The organism is Pseudomonas sp. S1(2024) (assembly GCF_046557535.1).
Genome location: NZ_JBKGFP010000067.1, coordinates 26,104 through 51,045, shown reverse-complemented (window position 1 = coordinate 51,045; position 24,942 = coordinate 26,104). Strand labels below are relative to the sequence as shown.

Below are 24,942 nucleotides of genomic sequence, written 5' to 3'. Positions count from 1 at the left end.
ACCCACAAAGGCCCCCCCCTTGTGACCAGAGTTTTCCCTTCCCCCCCCCCACCCCCCCCCAGGGGCGGCTTCAGTTCCAGGGATGGCGCGGCGGCTTGATGCCGTTAAGCAGGTAGTTGCCGATGATGTGGTATTTCCAGCGCACGGGGTCGTGTAGGGTGTGTACCCGGGCATTGCGCCAGTGACGGTCGAGGGCGTATTCCTCCAGGGTCGAGCGGGTGCCGGCCAGCTCGAACAGGCGGTTGCTGGCGAGTATGGCCACCTCGGTGGTCAACACCTTTGCTTCCGCCGTGCGGATGGAGGCCTCGGCCACGCTCTCCTCGCTGGGTTCGCGTAGCGCCTGGTCGATGGCATCCGCCGCCAGGTCCAGCACTGCCTCGGCAGCGCGCAGACGAATCTGCAGATCGCCCAGTTGCTGGAGTATGTAAGGGTCATCGGTGGCCTTCTCCAGCCCCGAGTCAATCCAGGGGCGGGTATGCCGGCGCACGTAGTCCAGGGTGTCGGCCAACGCTCCTCGGGCCAACCCTGCATCGATGGCCGCCTGGATGAACTGCGAGATCGCCCCGCCAGCCGTGGGGCGGTCGAAGGCTTGCCAGATCGGCACTACCTGGCTGGCCGGCACGCGGACCTGCTCGATCAGCACCGTGCCGCTCGCCGTGGTGCGCTGGCCGAAGCTGGACCAGTCATTGATCACCTTGAGCCCTTCGGTTTCCCGTGGCACGACGGCCAGGTGCGGGCGCCCCTGATCGTCCACGCTGACGATGGGAATCCAGTGCGCCAGCAGGGCACCGGTGGAGAAGAATTTCTGCCCGTTGACCAGGTAGTCGTCGCCAGCGTGAGTGATCCGGGTCTGGAAGTCCGCGACGTGCTTGCCATTGCGCTCGGAGAAGGCATTGCCGAAACGTGTGCCGGACAGGGCGAGATCGAAGAAGAAACGCTTCTGCTCCTCGCTGGCGTCGAAACCGAGGTGGGCGAGGATGACGAAGTGGTTCTGCGGCAACTGGCCGAGTGAACCGTCGGCTGCCGAGATGATCTTGAACACCTCGCCGACGGTGCGGTAACTGGCGCCCAGGCCGCCATAGGCTTGGGGCACGATGATGCTCCAGAGGCCGCTTTGCGAGTAGGCCTCCAGCTCCGCCAGGGGCAGGCGGCGTTCGCGATCACGGGCGGCGGCTTCGCGGCGGAAGTCTTGAGCCAGGGCGTGCGCTGCCTCGATGGCTTCGCGCTCGCTGCCAAGACGGTGGGCTGGGATGCTGGATTGGCGCAGCACGATGGTTTCATCACGCTGCTGCAGGTGGTTTTCGCTCATTGATGGGCTCCTTCAGAAACGGTAGGCGAGGTTGAGGCTGTAGATGAAAGGGTCGACGTCGACGCTGCCGACCTTCTGCCCGTCGATCTTCACGCTGCTGTCGATCCGGGCGTAACGCACATCGCCGCCCAGGCTCCACTGCTTGTCGAGGGCAAAGTCGAGGCCGGCCTGGAGCGCGGCGCCCCAAGAGTCGGAGAGTTCAAGTTTGGCGCCGTTGTCCAGGTGCTCGTCGTAGAAGTAGGTGTAATTCAGCCCCACGCCGACGAAGGGGCGCACCTTGGCGCCCGGTGCGAAGTGCCATTGCAGGGATACGATCGGCGGCAGGTGCTTGGTGCTGCCGACCTTGCCGCCGTTGAGCTGGATGTTGTGCTTGAACGGCAAACCGCCCAGGACGTCCAGCGCCAGGTTGGGGGTAAAGAAATAGGCGACGTTGAAACTCGGGCCGGTATCGTTGTCGATGTCGATCTTGCCGGGGGTGATGTTGCCGGGGTGGGAGGTCGGGACGATCTTGCTGATGCCGGCGCGAATCAGCCAGGGGCTCTCGGCAGCGAGTATCGGGGTACTAAGCCCCAGGAGCAGACCGCCGAGCAGAGCAGGGCGGGACCAGGGTGCGGAGAGACGCATGCAAGGCTTCCTTTCGAAGTGTGAGGTCGATGCCGCCTCCGTGCGTTCGGTTGGCGTGGCACAGTCCTCTTTTCATTTTTCGTGCCACGCTATAAGTTGCTGAAATTAAAGGAAATGTGTCTTTTGTGGAGTGTTTGGTGGGAGGCAGATTTCGTAAGTACTGCTGCTGCACGAACAGGTCATCAGGCACGGCCTTTGGCCGTAGTGGCGCACTGAAAAAATACGCCCACCCGCGAGCCAGGCTCGGGGTGGGCGTGATTGCAGCGGGCGTGGAGAGGTGTTTTCAGCGCTGCTTGGCGCCACCGCCGATCTGCCAGACATAGGGCGGTTCGCTGCCATTGACGTGCCAGTCACCGATGATGCGTTCCTTGTAGATCACCGGGTTGTGCGAGGCGGCGGTACGGGCGTTACGCCAGTGGCGGTCAAGTTGCCTGGTGGTACTTGTGCCAGACGCGCCCAGGGTGTTGAACAGGTCGCTGGTGGCGCGCAGCACCAGTTCCACGGCGGCCACCTGGGCCTGGGCCGATTCCAGTTCGGCGGCGATGTTGGCTTGGCGCTCGGCGGTTTCGTCATTGTCGAAGCGCGCCAGGTAAGCCTGCTGCGCGGCCTCGCTGGCGCGCAGGGTGCCGGCCTCGGCGGCATAGATCAGCCCCGAAGCCCTGCCGATAACCTGCAACACCTGTGGATCCTCACTTACTGCTGCACCATTGCCATGGCTGAACACACGCGAACGCTTGCCGGTTTCCTGGCTGAAATCGCGCACAGCTGCTCGGCCTGAGCCGACGATGACGGCGAGCAGCACCAGTTGGTAGAAGGCCGTCTGGTATTTGAAACGGGTGGCGAAGTCTAAGATGTTCTCTTCCTCGACCACCGCGTTCTCGAACACCGAGGTGCCACTGCCGGTGGTGCGCTGGCCGAAGCCATCCCAGTCGTCGCTCTGGGTGATGCCGGGCTGCTGGGTACGGATTGCCGCGATCACGTCGGCGCCGGTGTCGTCGCGGCGGGCGAACAGGTCGATCCAGTCGGAGAAGAGGCTGCCGGTGCTGTAGTACTTGGTACCGTTGACCACCCACTGGTCACCCTGGCGCGAGACACGGGTGATGACGTCGCCAATTTTCACCGCACCTACCTCCGTCCAGGCGCAGCCCACCAGATCGCCTTCGACGAAGCGTTTGAACCAGACGTGCTGCGGTGCGCTGGCATGGGCATTGAGACGATCCTCGACAAAGGCGAAGTGCCCACGCAGCGCCTGCGGCACGTTGGAGTCGGCTTCGGCCAGTTCGATCAGCAGCTGGAACAATTGCGGCAGTGAGGCCCCCGCACCGCCGTGCTCGACGGGTACGCGCACGGCGCCGAAGCCGGCTTCCTTGAGCCAGCGAATGGGCTCGAAGGGCAGACTGCGGGTGCGTTCGCGCTCCACGCTGCCTTCGGCGATACGCGCGAAGACCGGGCGGAAGCGGGCGGCAAGGGATGGGTAGTCGGTGCCGGTAGATAGATGTGGCACATGGGCTTGAGCGGTCATCGCGGTTCTCCTCGATTGGTGCGATTACGGACCGTGGGGCCCTCGCAAACTCTGTGCCTTTCCAAATAAAACCTTTTAAATCAGATGCTTATGTTTTATCGCCGACACTCAGACTGTACCGTTGGCAACAGCCTGTTGAACGGTTGTTGCCAGGCGGTCAGCTGGGCCTTTTGGCGTCATTGTTGCCTGGCGGTCATTCATCCAACAGCTTGCTTGCGCAGGTGCAGCAAGAGCTGTTTGATAAATCGTTCAACCTATTGATTTAAAACATTTTCATGGGGTGGCACGGTTGCTGCTCAAGTACTCCCGAACGTAGCCCATACGGGCAGGAGGGATGTACATGAGCGCAAGCGTCATCAAAGTCGTGGTGGTATCTGGCAGCCTGCGTGCGCCATCACGAACTCATGGGCTGCTACAGGCCCTGGTGGCAAGGTTGCAGGCAAGGTTGCCGAACCTGGACGTGCATTGGGTGCGTATCGCCGCGCTGGCCGACGTATTGTCGGGCTCGCTCGAGCGCGACAGCGCCTCTGCCGCGTTGCAACCGCATCTGCAGGCGATCGAGCAGGCTGATCTGCTGCTTGTCGGCAGCCCGGTCTACCGGGCGTCCTACACCGGCCTGTTCAAGCATCTGTTCGACCTGGTCGACCATCAGTCACTCAAGGGCGTGCCGGTCGTGCTGGCCGCCACCGGTGGTAGCGAGCGCCATGCGCTGATGATCGATCACCAGCTACGCCCACTGTTCGCCTTCTTCCAGGCCCACACCCTGCCGTATGGCCTGTACGCCAGCGTCGAGGCCTTCGACCAGCATCGCCTGGTCGAGCCCGCGCAGTTCGAACGCATTGAGCGGGTAATCGATACCGTCAACACCTTCTTCCAGATCCCGGTCGCCACGGCGGCCTGACTTTCCGTGCTACAGGAGATATCGTCATGAGCCAACCGATCAAATTTGCCTACTGGGTACCCAATGTCAGCGGCGGCCTCGTCGTCAGCAAGATCGAGCAACGTACCCATTGGGACATCGACTACAACCGCAAACTAGCGCAAATCGCCGAACGTTCCGGGTTCGAGTACGCGTTGTCGCAGATCCGCTTCACGGCTGGCTATGGCGCTGACAATCAGCATGAGTCGGTGACTATCAGCCACGCCCTGCTGGCCGCCACCGAAAAGCTCAAGGTGATCGCCGCGATTCTGCCGGGGCCGTGGACGCCGGTACTGGCAGCCAAGCAACTGGCGACCATCGACCAGTTCACCGGTGGTCGTGTCGCCATCAACGTGGTGTCCGGCTGGTTCAAAGGAGAGTTCCGTGCCATCGGCGAGCCCTGGCTGGACCATGACGAGCGCTACCGCCGCTCCGAGGAATTCATCCGTGCCCTCAAGGGTATCTGGACCCAGGACAACTTCAGCTTCCACGGCGACTTCTACCGCTTCCACGACTACAGCCTCAAGCCCAAGCCGCTGCAGCGTCCGCATCCGGAAATCTTCCAGGGCGGCAGCTCGCGAGCCGCGCGTGACATGGCTTCACGGGTATCGGACTGGTATTTCACCAACGGCAACACAGCCGAGGGGATCAAGGCTCAAGTCGAAGATATCCGCAACAAGGCGGCCGCCAACGGCCATTCGGTAAAGATCGGGGTGAACGCTTTCATCATTGCCCGCGACACCGAGGAAGAAGCCCGCGCTGTGCTGGCGGAGATCATCGCCAAAGCCGACCCGGAAGCGGTCAACGGCTTCGGCAGCGAAGTGAAGAATGCTGGCTCGGCCAGCCCCGAAGGCGAGGGCAACTGGGCCAAATCCACCTTCGAGGATCTGGTGCAGTACAACGACGGCTTCAAGACCAACCTGATCGGCACGCCACGGCAAATCGCCGAGCGCATCGTCGAGCTCAAGGCAATTGGCGTTGATCTGATCCTCTCCGGTTTCCTGCACTTTCAGGAAGAGGTCGAGTACTTCGGCAAGCATGTACTGCCGCTGGTGCGCGAACTGGAGCAGGCGAAGGCCGCATCATTGGCCTTGGCCTGAGGCGCCGCACCATGCACGAGGAACTCGCGGACAACCTGCCGGCCAGCCTGCTGGCCCGCGCGCGCCAGCGCGCAGGAGATGTAGCGCTGCGCCACAAGCACCTGGGTTTGTGGCAGCAACGGAGTTGGAGGCAACTGCTGGCCGAGGTCCAGGGGCTGGCCACGAGCCTGCGCACAGCCGGTTTTGCGGTTGGTGACAGCCTGGTTATCCTCAGCCGTCCACGCCCCGAGGCGTTGCTGGCGAGCCTGGCGGCGCAGTGGCTGGGTGGTGTCGCGGCACTGCTCGACCCGTTGGCCGCAGGCGATGAGCAGGTGACCTTGCTGCGTGAGCTGGGGAGCGCTTTCGTCTTCGCCGAGGGCCAGGAGGAGGTCGAGCGGGTGCGCCAGGCGGGCCTGAGCCCCCGCCTGCTGTTCTACGCCGATGCGCGTGGCCTGTCGGCATCCGGCGTGGATAGCTACGCCAGCCTGGTCGCGCAGCCGCTGCAAGGTGACTTGCCGATCCTGGCCCATGGCGAGCTCCCTGCGTTCAGCTTCCATCGCCTGGAAGCCGGGCAGGCCCAGCAGCATTGGCTCTTGCACGCGCAACTGCTCGATGAAGGGTTGCGCCTGATCGAACAGGAACGCCTGAGTTCGGCCGAGGAAGCCCTTGCGGCGCGTAGCTTCGCCGCCAGCGGGCAGGCGCGCTACCTGCTGGCGCCCTGGCTGCTGGCCGGGTTTCGCCTGAATTTCCCGGAAAGCCTGGCGACCCGTGACAACGACCGCCGCGAGCTGGGCCCAACCCTGGTGCTCGGTACCCACGACAGCTACGGCAGGCTGTTTGGAGTGGCGCAGCAGCGCCTGCCGCTGCCCGGCAGCCTGCTCCGGCGCTGGCTCGATTGGGCCCTGGACGGTCGCGGCGGGGTGCTGCGCAACAGCTTTGGCCATTGGCTGCTGCGCCGGCCGCTGCGCGACGTACTGGGGCTGAGCCGCACTCGAGTGCCGTTGCTGGTCGGCGAGGCCTTGCCAGCTGAGGCCCAAGCGTTCTTCGCCGCCCTTGGCGTTGCACCACGGGCCTGGCCGGAAGCCCCGCTGTGGCAGGCCGCGCAGCGCCTGCGCCCATCCACCGCCTGGCCGCTGGGCCAGGTTCAGCCTGCGTGAGTGCTACCCATGTCGAAACCTCCATTGCTCGAGCTGGAAGGCATCAACCTGTCGTTCCAGGGCGTCAAGGCCATCACCGATATCGGTTTCAGCGTCGCCGAAGGGGAGATCTGCGCGCTGATCGGCCCCAATGGTGCCGGCAAGAGTTCGCTGCTGAACATCATCAATGGTGTCTACCAGGCGCAGCAGGGGCGCATTCGTTTCGCTGGCCAGGAGCGGCGGGCGATGCAGCCGCACGCGGCGGCCCTTGGCGGCATCGCGCGTACCTTCCAGAACATCGCGCTGTTCAAGGGCATGAGCGTGCTCGACAACGTGCTCACCGGGCGCAACCTCAAGCGTCGCAGCTCCTGGCTGGAACAGGCGTTGCGTTTCGGCCGCGCACCCGCCGAAGACGACCGCCAGCGTGCCGCCGCCGAGCGGGTGATTGAGTTCCTGCGCATTCAGCCATGGCGCGACGAGGTCGTCGGTACCTTGCCATACGGCCTGCAGAAGCGCGTCGAGCTGGCCCGTGCGCTGGCCGCCGAGCCACGCCTGTTGCTGCTCGACGAGCCGATGGCCGGCATGAATGCACAGGAGAAGCGCGAGATGAGCCGCTTCATCGTCGAGATCAATCGCGAGTTCGGCACCACCGTGGTGTTGATCGAGCACGACATCGGCGTGGTCATGGATATTTCCCACCACGTGGTGGTGCTCGACTATGGGCGCAAGATCGGCGACGGCACGCCCGATCAGGTTCGCAATGACCCCGACGTTATCGCCGCCTACCTGGGCGTGCGCCCGGCCGCGGCCTAGCCCGAGTACAGGAGCGTTCCATGGAGTTCTTTCTCGAAGTGTTGATTGGTGGCCTGTTGGCCGGGGTGATGTATTCCCTGGTGGCCATCGGTTTCGTGCTGATCTACAAGGCCAGCGGTGTGTTCAATTTCGCCCAAGGGGCGATGGTGTTGTTCGCCGCGCTGACCTTCGTCAGCCTGCTGGAACGCGGTGTGCCGTTCTGGCTGGCATTTCTCCTCACCCTGGCGGCGATGGTGCTGTTGGCCCTGCTGATCGAGCGCGCCGTGCTGCGCCCCTTGGTCGGCCGCTCGCCTATCACCCTGTTCATGGCCACCCTCGGCCTTGCCTACATCATCGAAGGCGCCGCTCAGGCGTTGTGGGGGGGCCAGGTGCATGGCCTTGAGCTGGGCATCAGCGACGAGCCGCTGGAGCTGGGCGGCCTGCTGCTGTCGCAGTTCGACCTGTTCGCCGCCGCCACGGCGGCGACCCTGGTGCTGCTGTTGTCGCTGCTGTTCAACCGTACCCGCATTGGCCTGTCATTGCGTGCGGTGGCGGACGATCCACGTGCGGCCATGGCCATCGGCATCCGCCTGCCCAAAGTGTGGGCAGTGGTATGGGCCGTCGCCGGTTTCGTCGGGCTGGTCGCCGGGCTGCTCTGGGGCGCGCGCCTGGGGGTGCAGTTCTCGCTCTCGCTGGTGGTACTCAAGGCTTTGCCGGTGCTGATCATCGGCGGTTTCACCTCGATCGCGGGCGCCATCGTCGGCGGCCTGATCATCGGGGCCTCAGAAAAGCTCGCCGAGGTCTACCTCGGGCCGATCATCGGTGGTGGCCTTGAAAACTGGTTTCCCTATGTGCTGGCCCTGCTGTTCCTGCTGGTGCGTCCGGCCGGGCTGTTCGGCGAGCGCGCCATCGAACGGGTTTGAGGAGAGTCGAGCATGTTGTATCGAGAAGCTGGCCAGTTCAGCCTGCGTTATGCCGATGACCGTCGGTTTTTCCGCCTGCGCCAGGCTCGCCTGGGGCTGGCAGCCTTGCTGGTATTCGCCTTCGTCGGCATGCCACTGTTGGGCAATGACTACTGGTTCAGCGCCATCCTGATTCCTTTTCTGGTGCTATCGCTGGCAGGGCTCGGGTTGAACCTGCTGACCGGCTATGCTGGGCAATTGTCACTGGGGTCGGCGGCCTTCATGGCAGTGGGCGCCTTCGCCGCCTACAACTTCGAGTTGCGCGTGGCGGGCCTGCCACTGCTCGCCAGCCTGCTGCTCGGCGGCCTGGTGGCGGCGCTGGTGGCGATCATCTTCGGCCTGCCGAGCCTGCGCATCAAGGGCTTCTACCTGTTGGTATCGACCCTGGCGGCGCAGTTCTTCGTGCAATGGGCGCTGACGCGTTTTAGCTGGTTCAGCAATGACAGCGCCTCCGGGGTGATCAGCGCACCGCCACTGATGGTGGCCGGCCATGACCTGTCGTCGCCGGCAGGGCGCTACCTGCTGACGCTTGCAGTGGTCAGTGCGCTGTTCTGGCTGGGCGCCAACCTGGCACGCAGCGAGCTGGGGCGCAACTGGATGGCGGTGCGCGACATGGATACCGCTGCTGCGGTGATCGGCATTCCCTTGCTCAAGACCAAGCTGCTGGCGTTCGCCATCAGCGGCTTCTTGCTCGGCATCGCCGGTTCGCTCTGGGCTTTCACCTACCTGGGTACGGTGGAGCCGCATGGCTTCGACCTGAATCGTTCGTTTCAGATCCTGTTCATCATCATCATCGGCGGCCTGGGCAGCATCCTCGGCAACTTCCTCGGCGCCGCCTTCATCGTGCTGTTCCCCATCCTGCTGTCGAACCTGGCTGCGCTGTTGCCGGCCGGGCTGATCGACGCCGGGCAGGTAGAGAACCTGCAGAAGATCGTCTTCGGCACGTTGATCATCGTTTTCCTGATCAAGGAACCGGAGGGCCTGGCGCGCCTCTGGCAACGTTTTCGCGAGCGCGCACGGCGTTGGCCATTGCGCTACTGAGCGAACCCTCGAAGCGGGCGGGCAGCCGCCCGCGCCCCAAACATTGCCCACTGATTTGCAAAGGATAAACACGATGTCGACCCGATCCGTCCTCGGCCGCCTGGCGCTGGCCGTGAGTCTCGCTGCGGGTGCACTCAACGTGCACGCGGCTAACGAACAATACTTTCCTCTGCAGAGCTACCGCGTCGGCCCCTATGCCGCCGGGGGTACCGGCTTCTTTGGCGGCTTCATCGATTACCTCAAGTACGTCAACGCCAACGGCGGCGTGAATGGCGTCAAGCTGACCTGGAGCGAGTGCGAAACCGAATACGTGGTGGAGAAGGGCGTGGAGTGCTATGAGCGCCTCAAGGGTGGCCTCAACGGCGCGCCGGCTGCCGCCACCAACCCGCTGTCGGTGGGCATTGCTTACGCCACCCTGGATCGCTCGACGGCTGACAAGCTGCCGCTGATCACCATCAACCACGGGCGCACCGACTCCACCGATGGCAGCGTGTTTCCCTATGTTTTCCCGCTGCAACTGAACCCCTATTCGGAGGTGTCGGCCATCGTCAACTGGATCGCCCAGCAAGCCGGCGGCGAGCAGGGCCTGAAGGGCAAGAAGATCGCCACCTTGTACCATGGCTCGCCCTACGGCAAGGAAACCAACGAGGTGCTGCAGACTCTGGCCGACAAGTACGGTTTCGAGCTTACCCTGCTGGAAGTGCCGCACCCGGGCAACGAACAGCAGTCGCAGTGGCTGAATATTCGCCGGCTCAAGCCGGACTGGGTGATCCTGCGTGGTTGGGGCGTGATGAACCCTGTGGCGCTGAAGACCGCGCAGAAGGTCGGTTTCCCCGCTGATCACATCATCGGCAACATCTGGAGCAACTCGGAAGAGGATGCAGCACCGGCCGGCGCCGCCGCCAAGGGTTTCATCTCCATCACCACGCACCCGTCCGGCACCGGCTTCCCGGTGCTGCAGGGCATCAAGCAGCAGGTGGTGGACAAGGGGCAGGGTGACCTGGCCGATCCCAAACGCTTCGGCACGGTGTACTACAACCTCGGGGTGGTCAACGGCATCCTCAACGTCGAGGCGCTGCGCCTGGCGCAGGAAAAGTTCGGTCAGCAGCCTCTGACTGGCGAGCAGGTGCGCTGGGGCTTCGAGCACCTCAACCTGGACGACGCACGCCTGCAGGCCCTCGGCGCCCAGGGCCTGGTGCAGCCGCTGAAACTGTCGTGCTCCGACCACGAAGGTGGCGGTGCGGTGCGTTTCCAGCAGTGGGACGGGCAGAAGTGGAACCTTATCAGCGACTGGGTGCAGGCCGACCGCGCGTTGCTGCGGCCGATCATTGAGGCGTCATCGCACACTTACGCCAAGGAGAAGGGCATCACCCCGCGCGATTGCAGCCAGGAAGGCTGATGGAGCAGGGCTGGCCGAGGCGAATGCCTCGGCCAGTTCGTTCCCTCAAGCATTTATCGTAGAGCGCCTAGCCAAGCTTGAACAAGCGTTGGGCATTACTACTGAAGAACTTCTCCACCACCTCGTCCTTGAGCCCCAGGCGCTGGGCGTCCTCGATGCTCTGGCGGATCGGGCGGAACGTGTAGGACGATCCGAACAGCAATTGCTCGGCGAGGAAACCGTTGGCCGCCTGTACGTAGCCCTCGCTGCCGGGCAGGAACAGGTACATATCCGGCACCAGGTGGATGTTCTCGTAGCGGAAGGCCAGGCCGATTGCCTGTTGCACGTTGGGCCAGTAGCCGTGGTAGACCACGATCCTGAGATCAGGAAAGGCGCGGCCTACAGCGGCCAGGCGCGCAGGGTCGTTGTAGCTTGGGTCCGGCGTGGTCGGGCCGCTCATCAGAAACAGCGGGATGCCACGCTTTTGCAGGTGTTCGTAGATCGGCCAGTACAGCGTATCGTCGGGGTGTCGCGCCGGCTCGGCGAAACCGGGTTCCAGGTCGATGCCGGCGAGGCCGAGTACATCGATGGCGCGGTCGATTTCCTTCAGCGCGGCGTCTATTCCCTGCTGGGCCGGCTCCACCGCGCCGATGCCGAGCAGTTCGGCATGGCCATGGACGATGCCGTGGATCGTATCGTTGGGCAGGTGCTGGCTCGGTGTGTGGCGGCCGACCACAACGGCCTTGTGCAGGCCCGCCTCGCGTACTTCGGCCAGGAAGCCTTCGGGCGTCAGCGAGCGCTCGAAGTGATCGTCCGCGCCACGGGTGCCGACGCGGCGATTGAGCCAACGGGCAACGTCATGTTCGGGCGAGCCGGGTACGCCACCGAAGAAGGGGTGCAGGTAGGCTGGGCGACAGCGCAGGTCGATGACCTTCATGCGACTTTCTCCTTGCCGGCACGCACGTCGAACGCACCACCGGTGAAGGCACCTTCGACGGTGACCTTGACCTTGCCGGGTAGCAGCGGGAACACCAGTTCGGCAAAGCGATAGGCTTCTTCCAGGTGGGGGTAACCGGATAGCACGAAACTGTCGACACCAAGGTCGGCGTATTCCAGCAGGCGTGCGGCGACCGTTTCCGCATCGCCCACCAGCGCGGTGCCGGCGCCGCCGCGTACCAGGCCGACACCGGCCCAGAGGTTGGGCGCGACCTCCAGTTTATTGCGCTCGCCACCGTGCAGCGCGGCCATGCGGCGCTGGCCCTCGGAGTCCATCTTGGCGTAGTTGGCCTGGGCGGCGGCGATGGTGGCATCGTCCAGATGACTGATCAGCTCGTCGGCGGCGGCCCAGGCCTTCTCGCTGGTTTCGCGCACGATCACATGCAGGCGCACACCGAAGCGCACCGTGCGCCCGAGCTTGGCGGCGCGAGCGCGCACGTCGGCGATCTTTTCGGCCACGGCGGCGGGTGGCTCGCCCCAGGTCAGGTAGGCATCGACGTGCTTGGCCGCCAGTTCGTGGGCGGCAGCGGAGGAGCCGCCGAAATACAGCGGCGGGTAGGGCTTCTGCACCGATTCGAAGAAGTTCTGCGCGCCGCGCACCTTGAGGTGTGTGCCGTCGAAATCGACCTTCTCGCCCTGCAACAGGCGGCGCCAGATGCTGAGAAATTCGTCAGAGGCGGCGTAGCGCTCGTCGTGGGCGAGGAAGACACCATCGGCCTCCAGCTCGGTGGCGTCGCCGCCTGGCACCACGTTGAGCAGCAGGCGCCCACCGCTGGCTTGATCCAGGCTGGCGGCCTGGCGTGCGGAAGCTGTGGGATTGCCCAGCGAGGTGCGCAGTGCCACCAGCAGCTTGATGCGCTGGGTGACTGGCACCAGGCTGGCAGCGGTGACCCAGGGATCCAGGCAACTCGCACCGGTGGGAATCAGCAAACCGTCATAGCCGAGCTGGTCGGCTGCCACGGCGATCTGCCGCATGTAGGCGTTGGTGGCGGGGCGGCCACTGGCGGAGTGACCGATGTAGCGGGTGTCGCCCGATGTGGGCAAGAACCAGAAGATATCCAGGCTCATGGGAATCAATCCTTGTGCGGTTGGGCGTCTGGAAGGGCCTGAGGTTCCCGCTCGGAAGCGCACGTGCGGGCAGGCCTTGCGTGTTCGTTATCAGATTGACAATTGCACGGCCCGATCGGGATGGACCTGCGTCTGCGGCCGGCGTCGATTGACCACCAGCTCACCGATGGCGATCAGCCGCGCGCGGGTGATGTTGCGGCTCAGGCCCAGCAGGCTGGCCGTGTGCACCTGGTTGTAGTGGCAGAAGCGATAGGCCGCGCGCAGCAGGCTGTCCTCGACCTTCTCGTGCAAGCCACCGGCTTGCTCCTCGAACAAGCGGTGGAAGGCACGCAGCAATTGCTCGTCGGCGTTCTCCACGGGCAAGAGCTGTGGCTGTTCCTGGCGCTCGATGCGCAGGTGCGACAGGCGCAGGTCGTCGTCCTGCACCAGGCCGTTGCGGCACACCAGCAGGGTGTGGTGGATGACGTTCTCCAGCTCGCGGATGTTGCCCGGCCAGTCGTAGCTCACCAACTTGCGCTCGGCCTCGGGGGACAGGCGTACTTCGCCGTAACCCAGGCGGTTGCAGTAGGTTTTGATGAAGTGGCGGGTCAGCGGCAGGATGTCGCCTGGACGTTCGCGCAGCGGGTAGAGCTGCAGACTGACGACGTTGAGTCGGTAGTAGAGGTCCTCGCGGAAGTTGCCGGCGCCGATGGCCTTGTCCAGTTGCACGTTGGTGGCGGCGACCACGCGCACGTTGATCGGGATGCTCTTGCGCGAGCCCAGGCGTACCACCTCGCGCTCCTGCAACACGCGCAGCAGCTTGACCTGGATGGCCATGGGCAGGTCGCCTATTTCGTCGAGGAACAGCGTGCCGCCATTGGCCTCCTCGAACCAGCCGGCCTTGGCCGCCAGGGCGCCGGTGAAGGCGCCTTTCTCGTGGCCGAACAGTTCTGCCTCCACCAGCGATTCGGAGAAGGCTCCGCAGTTGACCGCGACGAAGGGGCCGTTGCGCCGGCCACTGAGGTTGTGGATATGGCGTGCAACCAACTCCTTGCCTGTGCCGGTCTCACCGATGATCAGGACGCTGGCCTCGCTGGGGGCGACCTGTTGCAAGTGGGCGAGCAGCGCCTGCGATCTAGGGTCTTCGAAGACCTGTGCGGTCGCCCGGATCGAGGTAGCCAGTGTCGGCGAAGGGGGGAGAGTCAGCAGTTGCATGGGAATCCCTATGAATAGAAGGTGGGCGTAGGCCGCGTCTGGTTCAGCGCCCACTCACCCAGCTCATGGAGCTTGTAGTCCAGTGGGTCGTGCAGGCTCTGGGTGCGCAGATTGCGCCAGTAACGGTCGAAGCGGAGCGAGGCGTGGGTGGCGCGCGCGCCGATCACTTCGAACAGCCGGTTGCAGATGTCCAGGCCGGTGCGCACCGCCGCTACCTTGGCGGTGGCTATGGCCAGCGCCAGTTGTGCGCGCTCTTCGGCACCCAGGGCGTGTTCCTTGTGCCAGGCGGCATCGAGCTGCTCGGCAGCACGCTCCACCAGCAGGCGCACGCCTTCCAAACCGACCCAGAATTCGCCGTAATGGCGCAGGATGTAAGGGTCTTCGCTGACGTGCTGGGCTTTGGAGCGGAACCACGGGCGCCCCTCCTTGAGGGTATACTGGCGTGCGTCTTCCAGGGCGCCTTCGGTGATGCCAAGGAAGATGTAGGCAAAATGCAGTTGGGCGATCAGCGGGCGCAGGCACGCGAACGGCGTACTCAGCGGGCCAGGATCGAGCAGCAGTTCGTTCGCCTCCACGCGTACGCGTTCGAAGGTGGCGCTGCCGCTGTCGGTCTGGCGTTGGCCCATGTTGTTCCAGTCGCTGTGCAGGGTGATGCCGGTGCGTGCGCTGGGAATCGCGGCAATCAGCAGCTTGCCCCCGACACCCTCGTCGATCGCCGACGCGATCAGCATTTCTGAATCGCTGGCACCGGAGCAGAAGCTCTTCTTACCGGAGAACTCGAACCAGCCATCGTAGCGCTTGAGCACGGTACGGGTGTCCAGCGGGTTGAGGGCATTGCCCCAGAACCAGTTCTTGCGCGCGGTCTGCTCGAACCAGGGTTGCCACTGATCCGGTCGGGAAAACAGGCGTACGGTCGCCAGCATCAGGTGCTGGAAGCCGAAGACGTGGGCGATGGAGCTGTCGACCTTGGCGAACTCGCGTACCACGCCGAAGGTTTCGCTCCAGCTGGCACCGAGGCCGCCGAACTCAGTCGGGATACTCAGGGCCAGCAGACCGCTCTGACGGATGGCATCGCGCTGTTGCTTGGGCGTGCCACCGGCCTCGTCGCGCTCGACGGCAGTCTCGGCGAACTCTGCTGCCAGCCGGCGGGCGGACTGCAGAGGGCTGAGCACGGTGTGTTGCTGATGGGTTCTCATGCGTCCGCGCTCCTCAGGCAATTTTGCGCAGGGCATGCGCCCGATTGCTGAACACGCCAGCGGCGCGCTCGGCCGCCAGCTCGACACGTGCCTGTAACGCCGGGCTGACGATGCGGTAGTCGGCGAAATCGGCTTCGCTGGCGTAGACGCCGATGGGCAGGGTCAGCGACTGGAAGAAGCTCAGCAGCGGGCGCAACTGGTGATCGAGCACCAGAGCATGGCGTTCGCTGCCACCGGTGGCGGCGAGCAGCACTGGGGTGTCTATCAGTGCGTCCTGGCCGATCAGGTCGAACAGGTGCTTGAACAGCCCCGGGTAGGTGCCGCGATAGACCGGCGTGGCGACGATCAACAGGTCGGCGGATTCGATCTGTTGCAGCTCGTGTTCGACGGTTTCCGGCAACTCCTTGCGCCACAACGCGCTGCCTAGCGGGCGGGCAATGTTGCCCAACTCGATCAGGTGCGTATCGATGTTCAGATGCTGGCCTATCTCACTGACGATGGCTTCGGTCAAGGCCAGGGTGCGCGAGGGGCGGGCGGTGCCGCCAGAGACGGCAACGACTTTCAGTGGGGTGCTCATCCGGTAAGTTCCTGTAGGGCTGTTGGTGTGGACACAAGCCCTTGAGCAAGCCCTGTACCAAGAGCAGAACCCACGTAAAAACTGGGCCACAGGCCTGATGACACAAACAGGCCTGTTGCCCTGGCGGAAGGTTTGTTGAATTGCTGTTGCCGGACGAACAGATGGTCGCCTGTTGCTCTGGCAACAGTGGCGGCAGCAGCAGCGGGTCGAGGGTTGACGGGTGTGGGAATAGGCATGTCGACACCTGAAGCGGGATCGAGGCGCTGGATGCGTCCCGGAAAGCTCTCTTATAGAGATATTTCGCTATTTCTAAAAAGAATAATAATAAATATTTATATCAGATTAGGTTATATAGTGGCTTGTAACGCTGTCTGGACTTGACCTCGTCAGGCAGTGGCCAGATGAAATATACGGGGGGCTGAGAAGTGGGGCGGTACTGTTAATGGGTGAACAGTGGGCTTGTTCCTGCCCGGCCATTCGACTTGTTTCCCTAAATCGGGAAATGGCTGGTGCTTGCCAGGGGGCACGGTTATATCCCACTTCTGGAACTATCGTGCTGTTTCAAGCAATCGATTTTGTCATTTTACGATCCCTCTGCAAGCACCATTGAGCTGCATAAATCAAAGGTTCCAGGGCGCGTCGGGATTTCTCGCAAAAAGCAATGCTGGCGCGTTGACTCTCCCCTTAGGGGGAGACTTTAGACTCCCGGCCCTCGATATATCTGGCCTGAAAACAGCATTTTTTGGCCCGATGAATTTATTCATTCAATGCGGCTTTTGTAGGGAAACAATCAATGAACAATCCCTTGGAATTGGACAGCGTTATCAGCAGTACACAGGAGATTCTTGCGCAGTTGCTGGTGTTGGACCGGGCCGACGTGGCAGAGCACAGCAGTATCGTTGACGACCTCGGCGCCGACTCGCTGGACATCGTCGACCTGAGCTTCCAGTTGGGCCGTCAGTACGGTTGCACCTTGCCGAAAACCAGCGTGCTGGATCACGCGGTAGCGGTGTTCGGCGACGCCACCCGGTTTGTCGAAAAAGGCCGAATCACGCAGGACGGCGTGGCCTTGCTGGAACAGAGCCTCAGCGCTTATGCGCCGGGCCAGTTGCACGCGGGCATGCAGCCGGGCGATGTCTTCTCGGCCACCACCGTGCGTAACTGGGCGCAGCAATGCCATAACGTTTTCAACTACCTCCCCGAGACCTGCCCTGAGTGTGGCGCGGTGCATGCCCAACTCAATGAACGCAAACAAGTGGTGTGTGGCGGTTGCAGTGCTCGTCTGACCCCTCTGGACGGTGACTCGATCTCGCGTCTGTTGGTTGAGCAGTACGCAGCCACCCAGTTGAAGGCTTCGGTGTAGGGGTTGCCTTGATGCAGGCCCGAGAGGTTCTGGTCACCGGCTATGGCCTGGTGGCTCCCACGGCACTGGATGCAGCCTCGCTGTTCACGACGATCAGCGAAAACCGTTCCTGCATTCGCCAGCACCCGGCGTTTGTCGAACTGGGCTTTGCGAGCCCGGCGGCCGGGTTTATCGATGAGCAACAATGGCAGGTGATCGCTGCGGCCTTTCCGGGTGATCTGCAGACCACCTCCCGCCAGGAATGGCTGGCGCATTACGTGGCCCGTCAGGCGTTGGCCCATGCCGGGTTGGCCGACGGCGCATTTGCCCGGGTCGCCAGCGGTATTTTCGTCGGGGCCAATAAATACTGCATGAGCGGTGATTTGCGGGACGCCAGCCGTTACATGGACGATCAGGGGCGGGTCGATCTTGACCAGTACCTGGATAACCACACCCTCAGCGGTGGGGCGTTCGCTCGGCGGGTTGATCAGCAAACCCGCCATCTCGCCGAATGGCTGGGTGTACGTGACCATATCTCCACACATTCCGATGCCTGTGCCGCTGGCACCATGGCCATCGGCAGCGCCTATCGAGCGATCGCCCGTGGCGAGATCGACCTGGCGTTGTGTGGCGCGGTGGAGTTGATGGCCCATGAATTGTCCTACTACAGCTTTGATGGGCTGGGCGCACTGTGCCAGCGAGTGGACTTTTCCCCACAAGAACAGAGCCGGCCGTTCATGCCAGACCGCTGCGGTTTTGTGCTGAGTGAAGGGGCGGCGCTGTTGGTGCTGGAATCCCGCGAGCATGCCGAGCGTCGTCAGGCCCGCTCGCTGGGCCGGGTGCTGGGTTACGCGAATCTGTGCGAGGCAGAGAAAATCACCTCCAGCAGCCGCGATGGCAGCAAGTACGCCGCCTGCATGACCGCGGCCCTGGCCGATGCCGAACTGCCCAGTGCGGCTGTGGACCATGTGAATGTTCACGGTACGTCGACACAGGCCAATGACCGTTGCGAGGCCCTGGGCATGGCGCAGGTGTTCGGCGAAACCCTGGAGCAGATGACGTTCACCGCCAACAAATCTGCCGTAGGGCATTCGTTGGCCGGCAGTGGTGCCATTGAGGCGGTGCTGTCGTTGATGAGCATTCAGTTGGGCGTGGCTTTGCCGACCCTCAATTTTCAGCCGGAAAAATCCGAATTTCCGGAGTTGAAATTCCTTTGCGAACCGTTGCAGCAACCGATCAATGTCGTGCTCTCAAACTCCTTCGGGTTTGGTGGCGTGAACAGTTCGTTGGTGCTGGGCAGGGCATGACATGACCAGATCCAATTCAACTGCTGTTTATATCACTGCAGCGTCGGTACTCAACGCCGCCGGTACTGAATGTGCGCCTCGTGACAGTCAACCTCAGGCCGCGCAACCGCTGGATTTCGACCCGGCACGCCTGGCCCGTTGCGTCGCAGCGCCCGCCTTGCCGGCTGGTGTGTATGACCGCAAATTGTCCCGCAGCCTCGAGCCTCAGGGCGCGCGCCTGCTGTATTGCGCCGGCCGCCTCGCCGAGGCCTTGCGTGAGCTGGAACTGCCCGATGAGCGGATCGCATTGACCGCTGCCATTCCGGAAGTGGATGGCCCCAGCTCGTGCTGGGATGCAGTGCAGGCCATTGGCGCACAACCGGCGGATCTGTTGGCGCAATTCTTTGCCCACACACCGCCGCTGCATGCGCTGATGATGCTCAACAGCAGCGTCATGGCCCACGCGGCTGAGGCCTTGCATTGCAAGGGCCCCATGGGCGGTTTTTGCTCCCAGGGCAATGCAGGACTGGATGCTTTGATGGAGGCCGCCGCCCATCTGAGCGAAGGCCGTGCCGATGCTGCCGTCGTCGTCAGTAGCAGCCCGAACATCACCCCGGCGTTGTACCTGCGTGACGCTACACACCCACCTGTGAACCCCGGCCCGTGGGTTTTCGGCGAAGGTGCTGCGGCACTGTTGCTGACGACCATGCCGGGCCGCGGTGCTCAATCTGCGTTGCGCATTGCCGGGTTTGCCCGTGGTTACAGCGCGCAACCCGAGCGTGGGCTGGCGGTTGGTCGCGACGTCATCGAGCGTGCTTTGAGCAACGAAAAACTATGCCTCAGCGATGTCGGGCAAGTCGTCGCCGATGCACAGGACCCGCAGATTGCCGCGTTGTTCACCCTATCGGGGCACACCCTCGAACACTCCAAGGCGTTGGTAGGTGACTTGGGCGCCAGTGCCTTGCTCAGCGAAATCGCTGTGACCTGGGCACTGGATTGCAGCCGTTACACGCTGTTGCTCGAACATAGCCGAGGTGGGCATTGGGGCGCGGTGCTGCTGGCCAGAACGTCGTCGGACACAGAGACTATGGAGAGTTACCCATGAGCCCCAGACGGATCGTGATCACGGGCATGGGCGCTGTCACCGGCTTCGGTTTCGAGTGGCAGTCCATGTGGCAAAGAATGTTGGCCGGCGAGCATTGCATTCGGCCATGGCAACCGGAAGGCGTCGAGGCGGGTGCGTTCCCTGTGCGTTACGCAGCACCCGTGGATATGGGCTTGATGCCGGCACACTTGAAAGACCATCCTGCCTGGGGATTGTCGCTGGAAAAACGCACCCGTTTTGGTTGGGTCGCGGCCACCCAAGCCATTTCCGACAGTGGCCTGAGCCCCGAACAGTTGCGTGGCGCGGCGGTATTGTCAGCGTCCGGCGCACCTGCTCATCGTTTGCAGGACATGCTGCTCAGCCTGGCGGATGACCCGGCGCAGGCACCGTCCTGGGCTCAATTGATGGCGCGACAGGCGCAGGTCGATCCTGACAGTTCACTGTGTCAGAGCAACGACCGCCTTGCGCGGGTGATTGCCGATGGCATCGGCAGTGAAGGCCCGGTGATCAATATCAGCAGCGCTTGCGCGGGAGCATCCCAGGCCATCGGCAATGCATTCCAGATGATCCGTCGCGGCGAGGTCGAGCTGGCCATTGCCGGGGGCGCCGATTCGGTGCTGAGCCTGGACACCATGACCGCGCTGTATCTGCTCGGCGCCGCCAGCAGCGAGCAGCGTTGGGGCACCGAACTGTGTCGGCCGTTCGACCGCCATCGCAGTGGCTTGATTGCGGGTGAAGGCGGTGGTTTTGTCGTGCTCGAAACCCTCGAACGGGCGCTCGCCCGAGGGGCAACGCCGTACGCCGAAGTGCTGGGTTTCGGCAGCAGCCTGGATGCCTACAAAATCACCGCACCCGACCCGCAGGGCCGGGGAGCGGTGCTGGCGATGCAGGCGGCCCTGACAGATGCCGGGCTGGAGCCGCAACAGGTCGATCTGATCAATGCCCACGGTACGTCGACACCGCTCAACGATGCCGCCGAAACCCTGGCGATCAAGACCCTGTTCGCCGAGCGCGAACATTATCGGCGGTTGCTGGTGACGGCCAACAAATCCCAGTTCGGCCACCTGATTGCGGCCGCCGGAGCACCAGAGTTCATGCTCACGGCCCTGGCCTGCCGGGATGATCGGGTCACGCCGACCCTGAACCTGCATGATGCCGATGAACAATGCGACCTCGACTACTGCGCCCATCAAGCGGTCAAGCGCAAGGTCGACGTTGCCCTGAGCAACTCCTTCGGTTTCGGCGGCCTCAACACTTCACTGGCGCTGGGCAAGTACCGGGAGGCACCGCGATGAAACAGGCGGTCGCGATTGCCGGTGCGGGTTGCGTGTTGCCCAGCGGCTGGGGTGTCGAATCTTTCTGGGCGGCTGCGAACGAGGGGCGCAGTGCAATTACGGCGCTGAACGCCCGAAGGTTCAGCAGCGAACGCGTGGTGGCGTTCGGGCAAATTCAGGATCAGGACCACCAACGCAGCCGACAAGACCTTGCGCAAAACCTTCAGCGTTACTGCACGCCGGCAGTGATCTGGGGTGTCAGCGCGGTACGTCAGGCGTTGGCAGAAGCAGGCCTGGCCGATGAGCAGGCGGATGTCCGTTTCGGTTTGTATTGCTGTCAGGGCGGCTACACCCATCCGTCTCTGGAATCCTATGCCGAGTTGTTGCTCGGCTGTCGGCAGGACGGCGTCGCCGACATGGCGGCGTTCGCCAAACGGATCCTGCAAGACCGTGCCCAGGACCCTTTTCTGGTGCTCAAAGGCTTGAGCAACTGCTTGCTCGGTGTCACCAGCCTGGCGCTGAAACTGGTGGGTGAGTGCAACGCCTATATGCAAGGTGTCGCCGGCAACCTGGCAGCCTTGCGTGAGGCTACGGCCGCTTTGCAGGATGGCCGAATCGACGCGGCAATCGTTGTCGGTGCGGGCAGCGAACTGGACGCCCTGGCGCTGTCCGGGTTGGTCCAGGCGGGGGTCATCAGCGCCAACGGCTCGAACACTCTGCTGCCGTTTGACCTTCGGGGCACCGGCGGCATTGCCGGGGAGGGCGCGGCAGCATTGGTGCTGCGCCGTCGCGAAGACCTGCCGGCCGGTCCTCAGGTGTGCCTCGCCGACATGACGGCCCATGCCACCCTCGGTCGCTTGAGCCTGCCCGACAGCCCAACCGATCTATTGGTGTGCAGCGGCACCGGCGATGCGCACAAAGACCGCGTGTTGTGCCAGACGCTGGCCCTTGCGCGCGCCTCGCACATCACCAGCGGGTTGGCGATAAACGGCATTCTCAGCGCAGCGCCGAGCCTGGTGGATCTGATGCTTGCGCGTTGCGCATTACAGGCCCAAAGCGTGCCGCCGATTGCCGGTTTGCAGCAGCCAGTGGCAAACCTGCCGTTTATTCAGGGCGCGCCCCACGCCGCGAGCCTTGAGCATTGCCTGGTGCTGAACCGCGACGACAACGGATTCAGCGCCGCCTATCAAGTGCTCTACAGCGCAAAGGTCACTCAAGACTGACGCTGACTACCGCCTATTTTTTACTTTCAGGGATATGACAGTCATGGATTATCGCGATTTCGTTCGGCCCAAATTCGTCGGCTTGCTCCAGGCACTGGGCCTGGAGTGTGAGTTTCAGCGCGCCCTCGGTAGCCAGTTGTTCTACCGCAACCCCAAGGGCGACATGGTCACGGTCACCGACTTTCTCGGCGGTTATGGTGCGGCACTGTTCGGCCACAACGACCCACAGTTTGTCGATCAGCTCTGTGCGCTGCTGCGCAGTGACGTGCCGTTCAACGCACAAATGTCGATCCGCGGTGCGGCCGGGCAATTGGGGCGAGAGCTCAGCGACGCCTTCAATCGCGAACTGAAGAACACCGAACGTTACATTTCGACTTTCTCCAACAGTGGCGCGGAGGCGGTGGAAATTGCCGTCAAGCACGCGGAGTTCCGTCGCCAGAAGAGCCTGCAAAAGCAATTCGACGACATCGATTTCACCCTGGCCAGCCTGACCGCCAGCGAACGCGCCTACCGCGAGCTGGATGTGGCCGACCTCGACCTGCCTGCAGGTGTCCTGCCGGCTACCCTGAACAGCGTGACTTTGCGTCAGGTGGTTGAAGCCGTTCGGCAACACAACCTGGCGCAGTTGCACATCGAACCGGTATTCATCGCCCTGCGCGGCAGCTTCCACGGCAAATTGGTCAATACCGTGCAACTGACCTATGGCCGCCAGTACCGCGCGCCGTTTGCCCGTTTTGGTCTGAACGTCGAGTTCATCGACCCCCAGCAGCCCCATCAGTTGCAGGAATTGCCGGCCCGGCACACGCACCATTGGCTGAGCCTGCAATGGGACGGCGAACACCTGAACGTGCTGAAACTGCCGTTCAGCGCGATTACCGCCGTGTTGATGGAGCCGATTCAGGGCGAAGGCGGTATCAACGAGTTCGCGGCCGAGTTCTACCTGGGGCTGCGCAAGCTTTGTAACGAGCAACAATGCCCGCTGGTCATCGATGAAGTGCAGTCAGGTTTTGGTCGCGCCGGGACGTTTCTTGCCAGCAGCCAGTTCAACCTGCAAGGCGACTACTACTGCCTGTCCAAGGCCCTCGGCGGCGGCTTGATGAAAATCGCCGCGACGGTGATCCGCAGCAGCCACTACGAAGGCGAGTTCAGCTACATCCACAGCTCGACCTTCGCCGAGGACGATCCGTCCTGCCATATCGCGCTGTCGGCATTGCGCCGGTTGTTCGCCAATGACGACGCGATGCTCAAAGACATACGCACCAAGGGCGCCTACCTCAAAGCCTCGCTCAATGAACTGAAGATGGCCTATCCGGATGTGATCGCCGACGTGCGCGGGCGCGGCTTGCTGGTGGGTTTGGAATTGCACGACCTGAGTGTCAGCAGCTCGCTGGTACAGGCGTCGGCCCAGTACAACGATGCCTTGGGTTACTTGATCGCCGGCTACCTGTTGCAATTCGAAGCGTTGCGGGTAGCACCGTCGGGCAGCAACTCCAACGTGATTCGCCTGGAGCCGCCAGCCTGTATCACCCTGAGCGAAATCGACGGGCTGATCGGTGCCTTGCAACGGGTCTGTGACATGCTGCGCCGTGGCGATGCGTTGCCGTTGGCGGCGGGTATCTGCGCGGACTCGATTCCCGCCGTGCCAGCCCGTCAGGACGATTTTCGGATGGCCGAGCCCGTTGAAAACATCGATGCCAAGGTCGAAGTCGTCGCCCGGGTAGCGTTCATCAACCACCTGATCGATGCCGATATCCTCGGTGACGTCGATCCCTCGCTGGCAGCCCTGAGCCCGGAACAGAAACGCACGTTCATCAACCGCACCAAGCCTGAACGCCGCGCTGCGCCAGTCGGCCCGGTGATCATTCGGTCGCGCCTGGGCATGGCGGTGGAGTTCACGTTGTACCCGCTGTGCATGGATTCGGATGCCATGGCCGAGTACATCCTCAGCGGTGACCTGGACAGCATTCGCGAAGAAGTCGGCAGGCGTGTCACCGATGCCCGCGCCGATGGCTGCAGCATCGCCGGCCTCGGGATGTACACCTCGATCGTCACCAACAATTGTCAGGCGCTGAAGATTGCCGACATGGCGCTGACGTCCGGCAATGCCCTGACCATCGGCATGGGGCTCGAAGCCATCGAGCAAGGCTGTGTACAGCAAGGCCTGGCACTGCGCGAGCAAACCGCTGCCGTTGTTGGTGCCGCCGGTAACGTTGCCTCGACCTATGCCTCGGTGCTGTCCGCCACCGTCGATCACCTGATTCTGATTGGCAGCGGTCGTGACGGCTCGGTTCGGCGCCTGGAGAAAACTGCCCAACTGATTTACGCCGACGCGGCCCGTTCGATCCTCAAGGGCACAGCCGAACACGACCGGTTGGCGCAGCGACTGCTGAGCCTTGATGGTTTTTGTGACTTGTTGCGCTCACATGGACAAAAAGCCGACCTCGGTTTGCACATCGCCCGTCTGGTGGATGAGCGCCTTGGCGCGAACGCCTTCATCACGGTCACCAACGATCTCGACGCCCTCAAGGGCGCACGGGTTGTCCTGTGCGCGGCCAATGCGCCTCAGCCATTCCTCGGCGCCGAACATTTCGCCGAGCGCAGCGTGATTTGCGATATCGCCGTGCCGCTGAACGTTCATCAAGACATGCCGAGCCAACGCGAAGACGTGCTCTACATGCACGGCGGCATCGTCCAGACGCCGTTCGACGACGGCCTGGCGCCCAACGTGCGGGCATACCTGAAAAAAGGTCAGCTGTATGCGTGCATGGCCGAGTCGGTGTTGATGGGCTTGTCTGGCATGAGCCAGCACGGCTCCTACGGCGATATCAGCCGTGAGCAAGTTCAGCAGGTCCGCGCACTGGCCGCGACCCACGGCTTCACCCTCGCGCAATTCAAAACTCAAAACTCGCTTTAAGGAGC

The 24,942-nt window shown here is 63.1% G+C and carries 21 protein-coding genes; 13 read left to right on the top strand and 8 right to left on the bottom strand.

Annotated elements, in window-relative coordinates; genetic code table 11:
- Positions 1 to 70: 70 nt before the first annotated feature.
- From ACLCGK_RS18550 to ACLCGK_RS18540, 3 genes are all read right to left on the bottom strand, one after another.
- Positions 71 to 1,309 carry an SfnB family sulfur acquisition oxidoreductase gene (locus ACLCGK_RS18550; protein ID WP_410952626.1) on the bottom strand — a complete coding sequence of 413 codons (1,239 nt, stop codon included), beginning with the start codon at positions 1,307 to 1,309 and terminating at the stop codon, positions 71 to 73.
- Positions 1,310 to 1,321: 12 nt separating this feature from the next.
- A complete protein-coding gene (locus tag ACLCGK_RS18545; RefSeq protein ID WP_410952625.1) occupies positions 1,322 to 1,933 on the bottom strand; it encodes an OmpW/AlkL family protein in 612 nt (203 codons plus the stop codon).
- Between the two features lie 283 nt (positions 1,934 to 2,216).
- Complete coding sequence (locus tag ACLCGK_RS18540) at positions 2,217 to 3,455, bottom strand: acyl-CoA dehydrogenase family protein (protein ID WP_182328785.1); 1,239 nt, start codon at positions 3,453 to 3,455, stop codon at positions 2,217 to 2,219.
- Positions 3,456 to 3,795: 340 nt separating this feature from the next.
- Between ACLCGK_RS18540 and msuE (ACLCGK_RS18535) the strand changes: the two genes are divergently transcribed.
- The 7 genes from msuE (ACLCGK_RS18535) (at position 3,796) to ACLCGK_RS18505 (ending at position 10,783) form a co-directional block, all read left to right on the top strand.
- Positions 3,796 to 4,356 carry an FMN reductase gene (gene msuE / locus ACLCGK_RS18535; protein ID WP_410952624.1) on the top strand — a complete coding sequence of 187 codons (561 nt, stop codon included), beginning with the start codon at positions 3,796 to 3,798 and terminating at the stop codon, positions 4,354 to 4,356.
- Between the two features lie 26 nt (positions 4,357 to 4,382).
- Positions 4,383 to 5,474: a dimethylsulfone monooxygenase SfnG gene (gene sfnG / locus ACLCGK_RS18530; RefSeq protein WP_061552144.1), complete on the top strand. Its 1,092-nt coding sequence runs from the start codon at positions 4,383 to 4,385 to the stop codon at positions 5,472 to 5,474.
- Between the two features lie 11 nt (positions 5,475 to 5,485).
- Positions 5,486 to 6,610 (top strand): AMP-binding protein, encoded by a 1,125-nt coding sequence (locus ACLCGK_RS18525; RefSeq protein WP_410952623.1) that lies wholly within the window; start codon positions 5,486 to 5,488, stop codon positions 6,608 to 6,610.
- Between the two features lie 9 nt (positions 6,611 to 6,619).
- Positions 6,620 to 7,402, top strand: coding sequence for an ABC transporter ATP-binding protein (locus ACLCGK_RS18520; protein ID WP_182328789.1), 783 nt, complete (start codon positions 6,620 to 6,622; stop codon positions 7,400 to 7,402).
- A 20-nt stretch (positions 7,403 to 7,422) separates the two neighbouring features.
- Complete coding sequence (locus ACLCGK_RS18515; RefSeq protein ID WP_410952622.1) at positions 7,423 to 8,304, top strand: branched-chain amino acid ABC transporter permease; 882 nt, start codon at positions 7,423 to 7,425, stop codon at positions 8,302 to 8,304.
- A gap of 12 nt (positions 8,305 to 8,316) precedes the next feature.
- The gene (locus tag ACLCGK_RS18510; protein ID WP_061552148.1) at positions 8,317 to 9,384 is read left to right on the top strand and encodes a branched-chain amino acid ABC transporter permease; all 1,068 of its coding nucleotides are present in this window, start codon (positions 8,317 to 8,319) and stop codon (positions 9,382 to 9,384) included.
- Positions 9,385 to 9,457: 73 nt separating this feature from the next.
- Entirely contained in the window at positions 9,458 to 10,783 is a 1,326-nt protein-coding gene (locus ACLCGK_RS18505; RefSeq protein ID WP_371033728.1) for an ABC transporter substrate-binding protein, read from the top strand.
- Positions 10,784 to 10,850: 67 nt separating this feature from the next.
- On the opposite strand, the gene ACLCGK_RS18500 is transcribed toward ACLCGK_RS18505, so the two are convergent.
- The 5 genes from ACLCGK_RS18500 to msuE (ACLCGK_RS18480) all read right to left on the bottom strand — a co-directional run bounded on the left by ACLCGK_RS18500 (position 10,851) and on the right by msuE (ACLCGK_RS18480) (position 15,793).
- Entirely contained in the window at positions 10,851 to 11,699 is an 849-nt protein-coding gene (locus tag ACLCGK_RS18500) for an amidohydrolase family protein (RefSeq protein WP_371033729.1), read from the bottom strand.
- Positions 11,696 to 12,826 (bottom strand): FMNH2-dependent alkanesulfonate monooxygenase, encoded by a 1,131-nt coding sequence (gene ssuD / locus ACLCGK_RS18495; protein ID WP_410952621.1) that lies wholly within the window; start codon positions 12,824 to 12,826, stop codon positions 11,696 to 11,698. Before ssuD ends, ACLCGK_RS18500 begins: the two co-directional genes overlap by 4 nt.
- A 90-nt stretch (positions 12,827 to 12,916) precedes the next feature.
- Positions 12,917 to 14,020, bottom strand: a complete 1,104-nt coding sequence (locus ACLCGK_RS18490; RefSeq protein WP_410952620.1) for a sigma-54 interaction domain-containing protein — start codon at positions 14,018 to 14,020, stop codon at positions 12,917 to 12,919.
- 8 nt (positions 14,021 to 14,028) lie between these two features.
- Positions 14,029 to 15,216 (bottom strand): acyl-CoA dehydrogenase family protein, encoded by a 1,188-nt coding sequence (locus tag ACLCGK_RS18485; RefSeq protein ID WP_182328794.1) that lies wholly within the window; start codon positions 15,214 to 15,216, stop codon positions 14,029 to 14,031.
- 13 nt (positions 15,217 to 15,229) lie between these two features.
- A complete protein-coding gene (gene msuE / locus ACLCGK_RS18480; protein ID WP_061552154.1) occupies positions 15,230 to 15,793 on the bottom strand; it encodes an FMN reductase in 564 nt (187 codons plus the stop codon).
- A 793-nt stretch (positions 15,794 to 16,586) separates the two neighbouring features.
- Between msuE (ACLCGK_RS18480) and ACLCGK_RS18475 the strand changes: the two genes are divergently transcribed.
- The 6 genes from ACLCGK_RS18475 to ACLCGK_RS18450 all read left to right on the top strand — a co-directional run bounded on the left by ACLCGK_RS18475 (position 16,587) and on the right by ACLCGK_RS18450 (position 24,937).
- Positions 16,587 to 17,156 (top strand): acyl carrier protein, encoded by a 570-nt coding sequence (locus tag ACLCGK_RS18475; RefSeq protein WP_137137435.1) that lies wholly within the window; start codon positions 16,587 to 16,589, stop codon positions 17,154 to 17,156.
- 11 nt (positions 17,157 to 17,167) lie between these two features.
- Complete coding sequence (locus ACLCGK_RS18470) at positions 17,168 to 18,442, top strand: beta-ketoacyl-[acyl-carrier-protein] synthase family protein (protein ID WP_410952619.1); 1,275 nt, start codon at positions 17,168 to 17,170, stop codon at positions 18,440 to 18,442.
- A gap of 157 nt (positions 18,443 to 18,599) precedes the next feature.
- Positions 18,600 to 19,526, top strand: coding sequence for a beta-ketoacyl synthase (locus ACLCGK_RS18465; protein ID WP_410952629.1), 927 nt, complete (start codon positions 18,600 to 18,602; stop codon positions 19,524 to 19,526).
- Complete coding sequence (locus ACLCGK_RS18460) at positions 19,523 to 20,821, top strand: beta-ketoacyl-[acyl-carrier-protein] synthase family protein (protein ID WP_039612915.1); 1,299 nt, start codon at positions 19,523 to 19,525, stop codon at positions 20,819 to 20,821. Before ACLCGK_RS18465 ends, ACLCGK_RS18460 begins: the two co-directional genes overlap by 4 nt.
- Complete coding sequence (locus ACLCGK_RS18455) at positions 20,818 to 22,023, top strand: beta-ketoacyl synthase N-terminal-like domain-containing protein (protein WP_410952618.1); 1,206 nt, start codon at positions 20,818 to 20,820, stop codon at positions 22,021 to 22,023. The genes ACLCGK_RS18460 and ACLCGK_RS18455 overlap by 4 nt, the downstream gene beginning before the upstream one ends.
- 43 nt (positions 22,024 to 22,066) lie before the next feature.
- On the top strand, positions 22,067 to 24,937 hold the full coding sequence (locus ACLCGK_RS18450) for an aminotransferase class III-fold pyridoxal phosphate-dependent enzyme (RefSeq protein WP_031325564.1): 2,871 nt from the start codon (positions 22,067 to 22,069) through the stop codon (positions 24,935 to 24,937).
- The last annotated feature ends 5 nt before the right edge of the window (positions 24,938 to 24,942 follow it).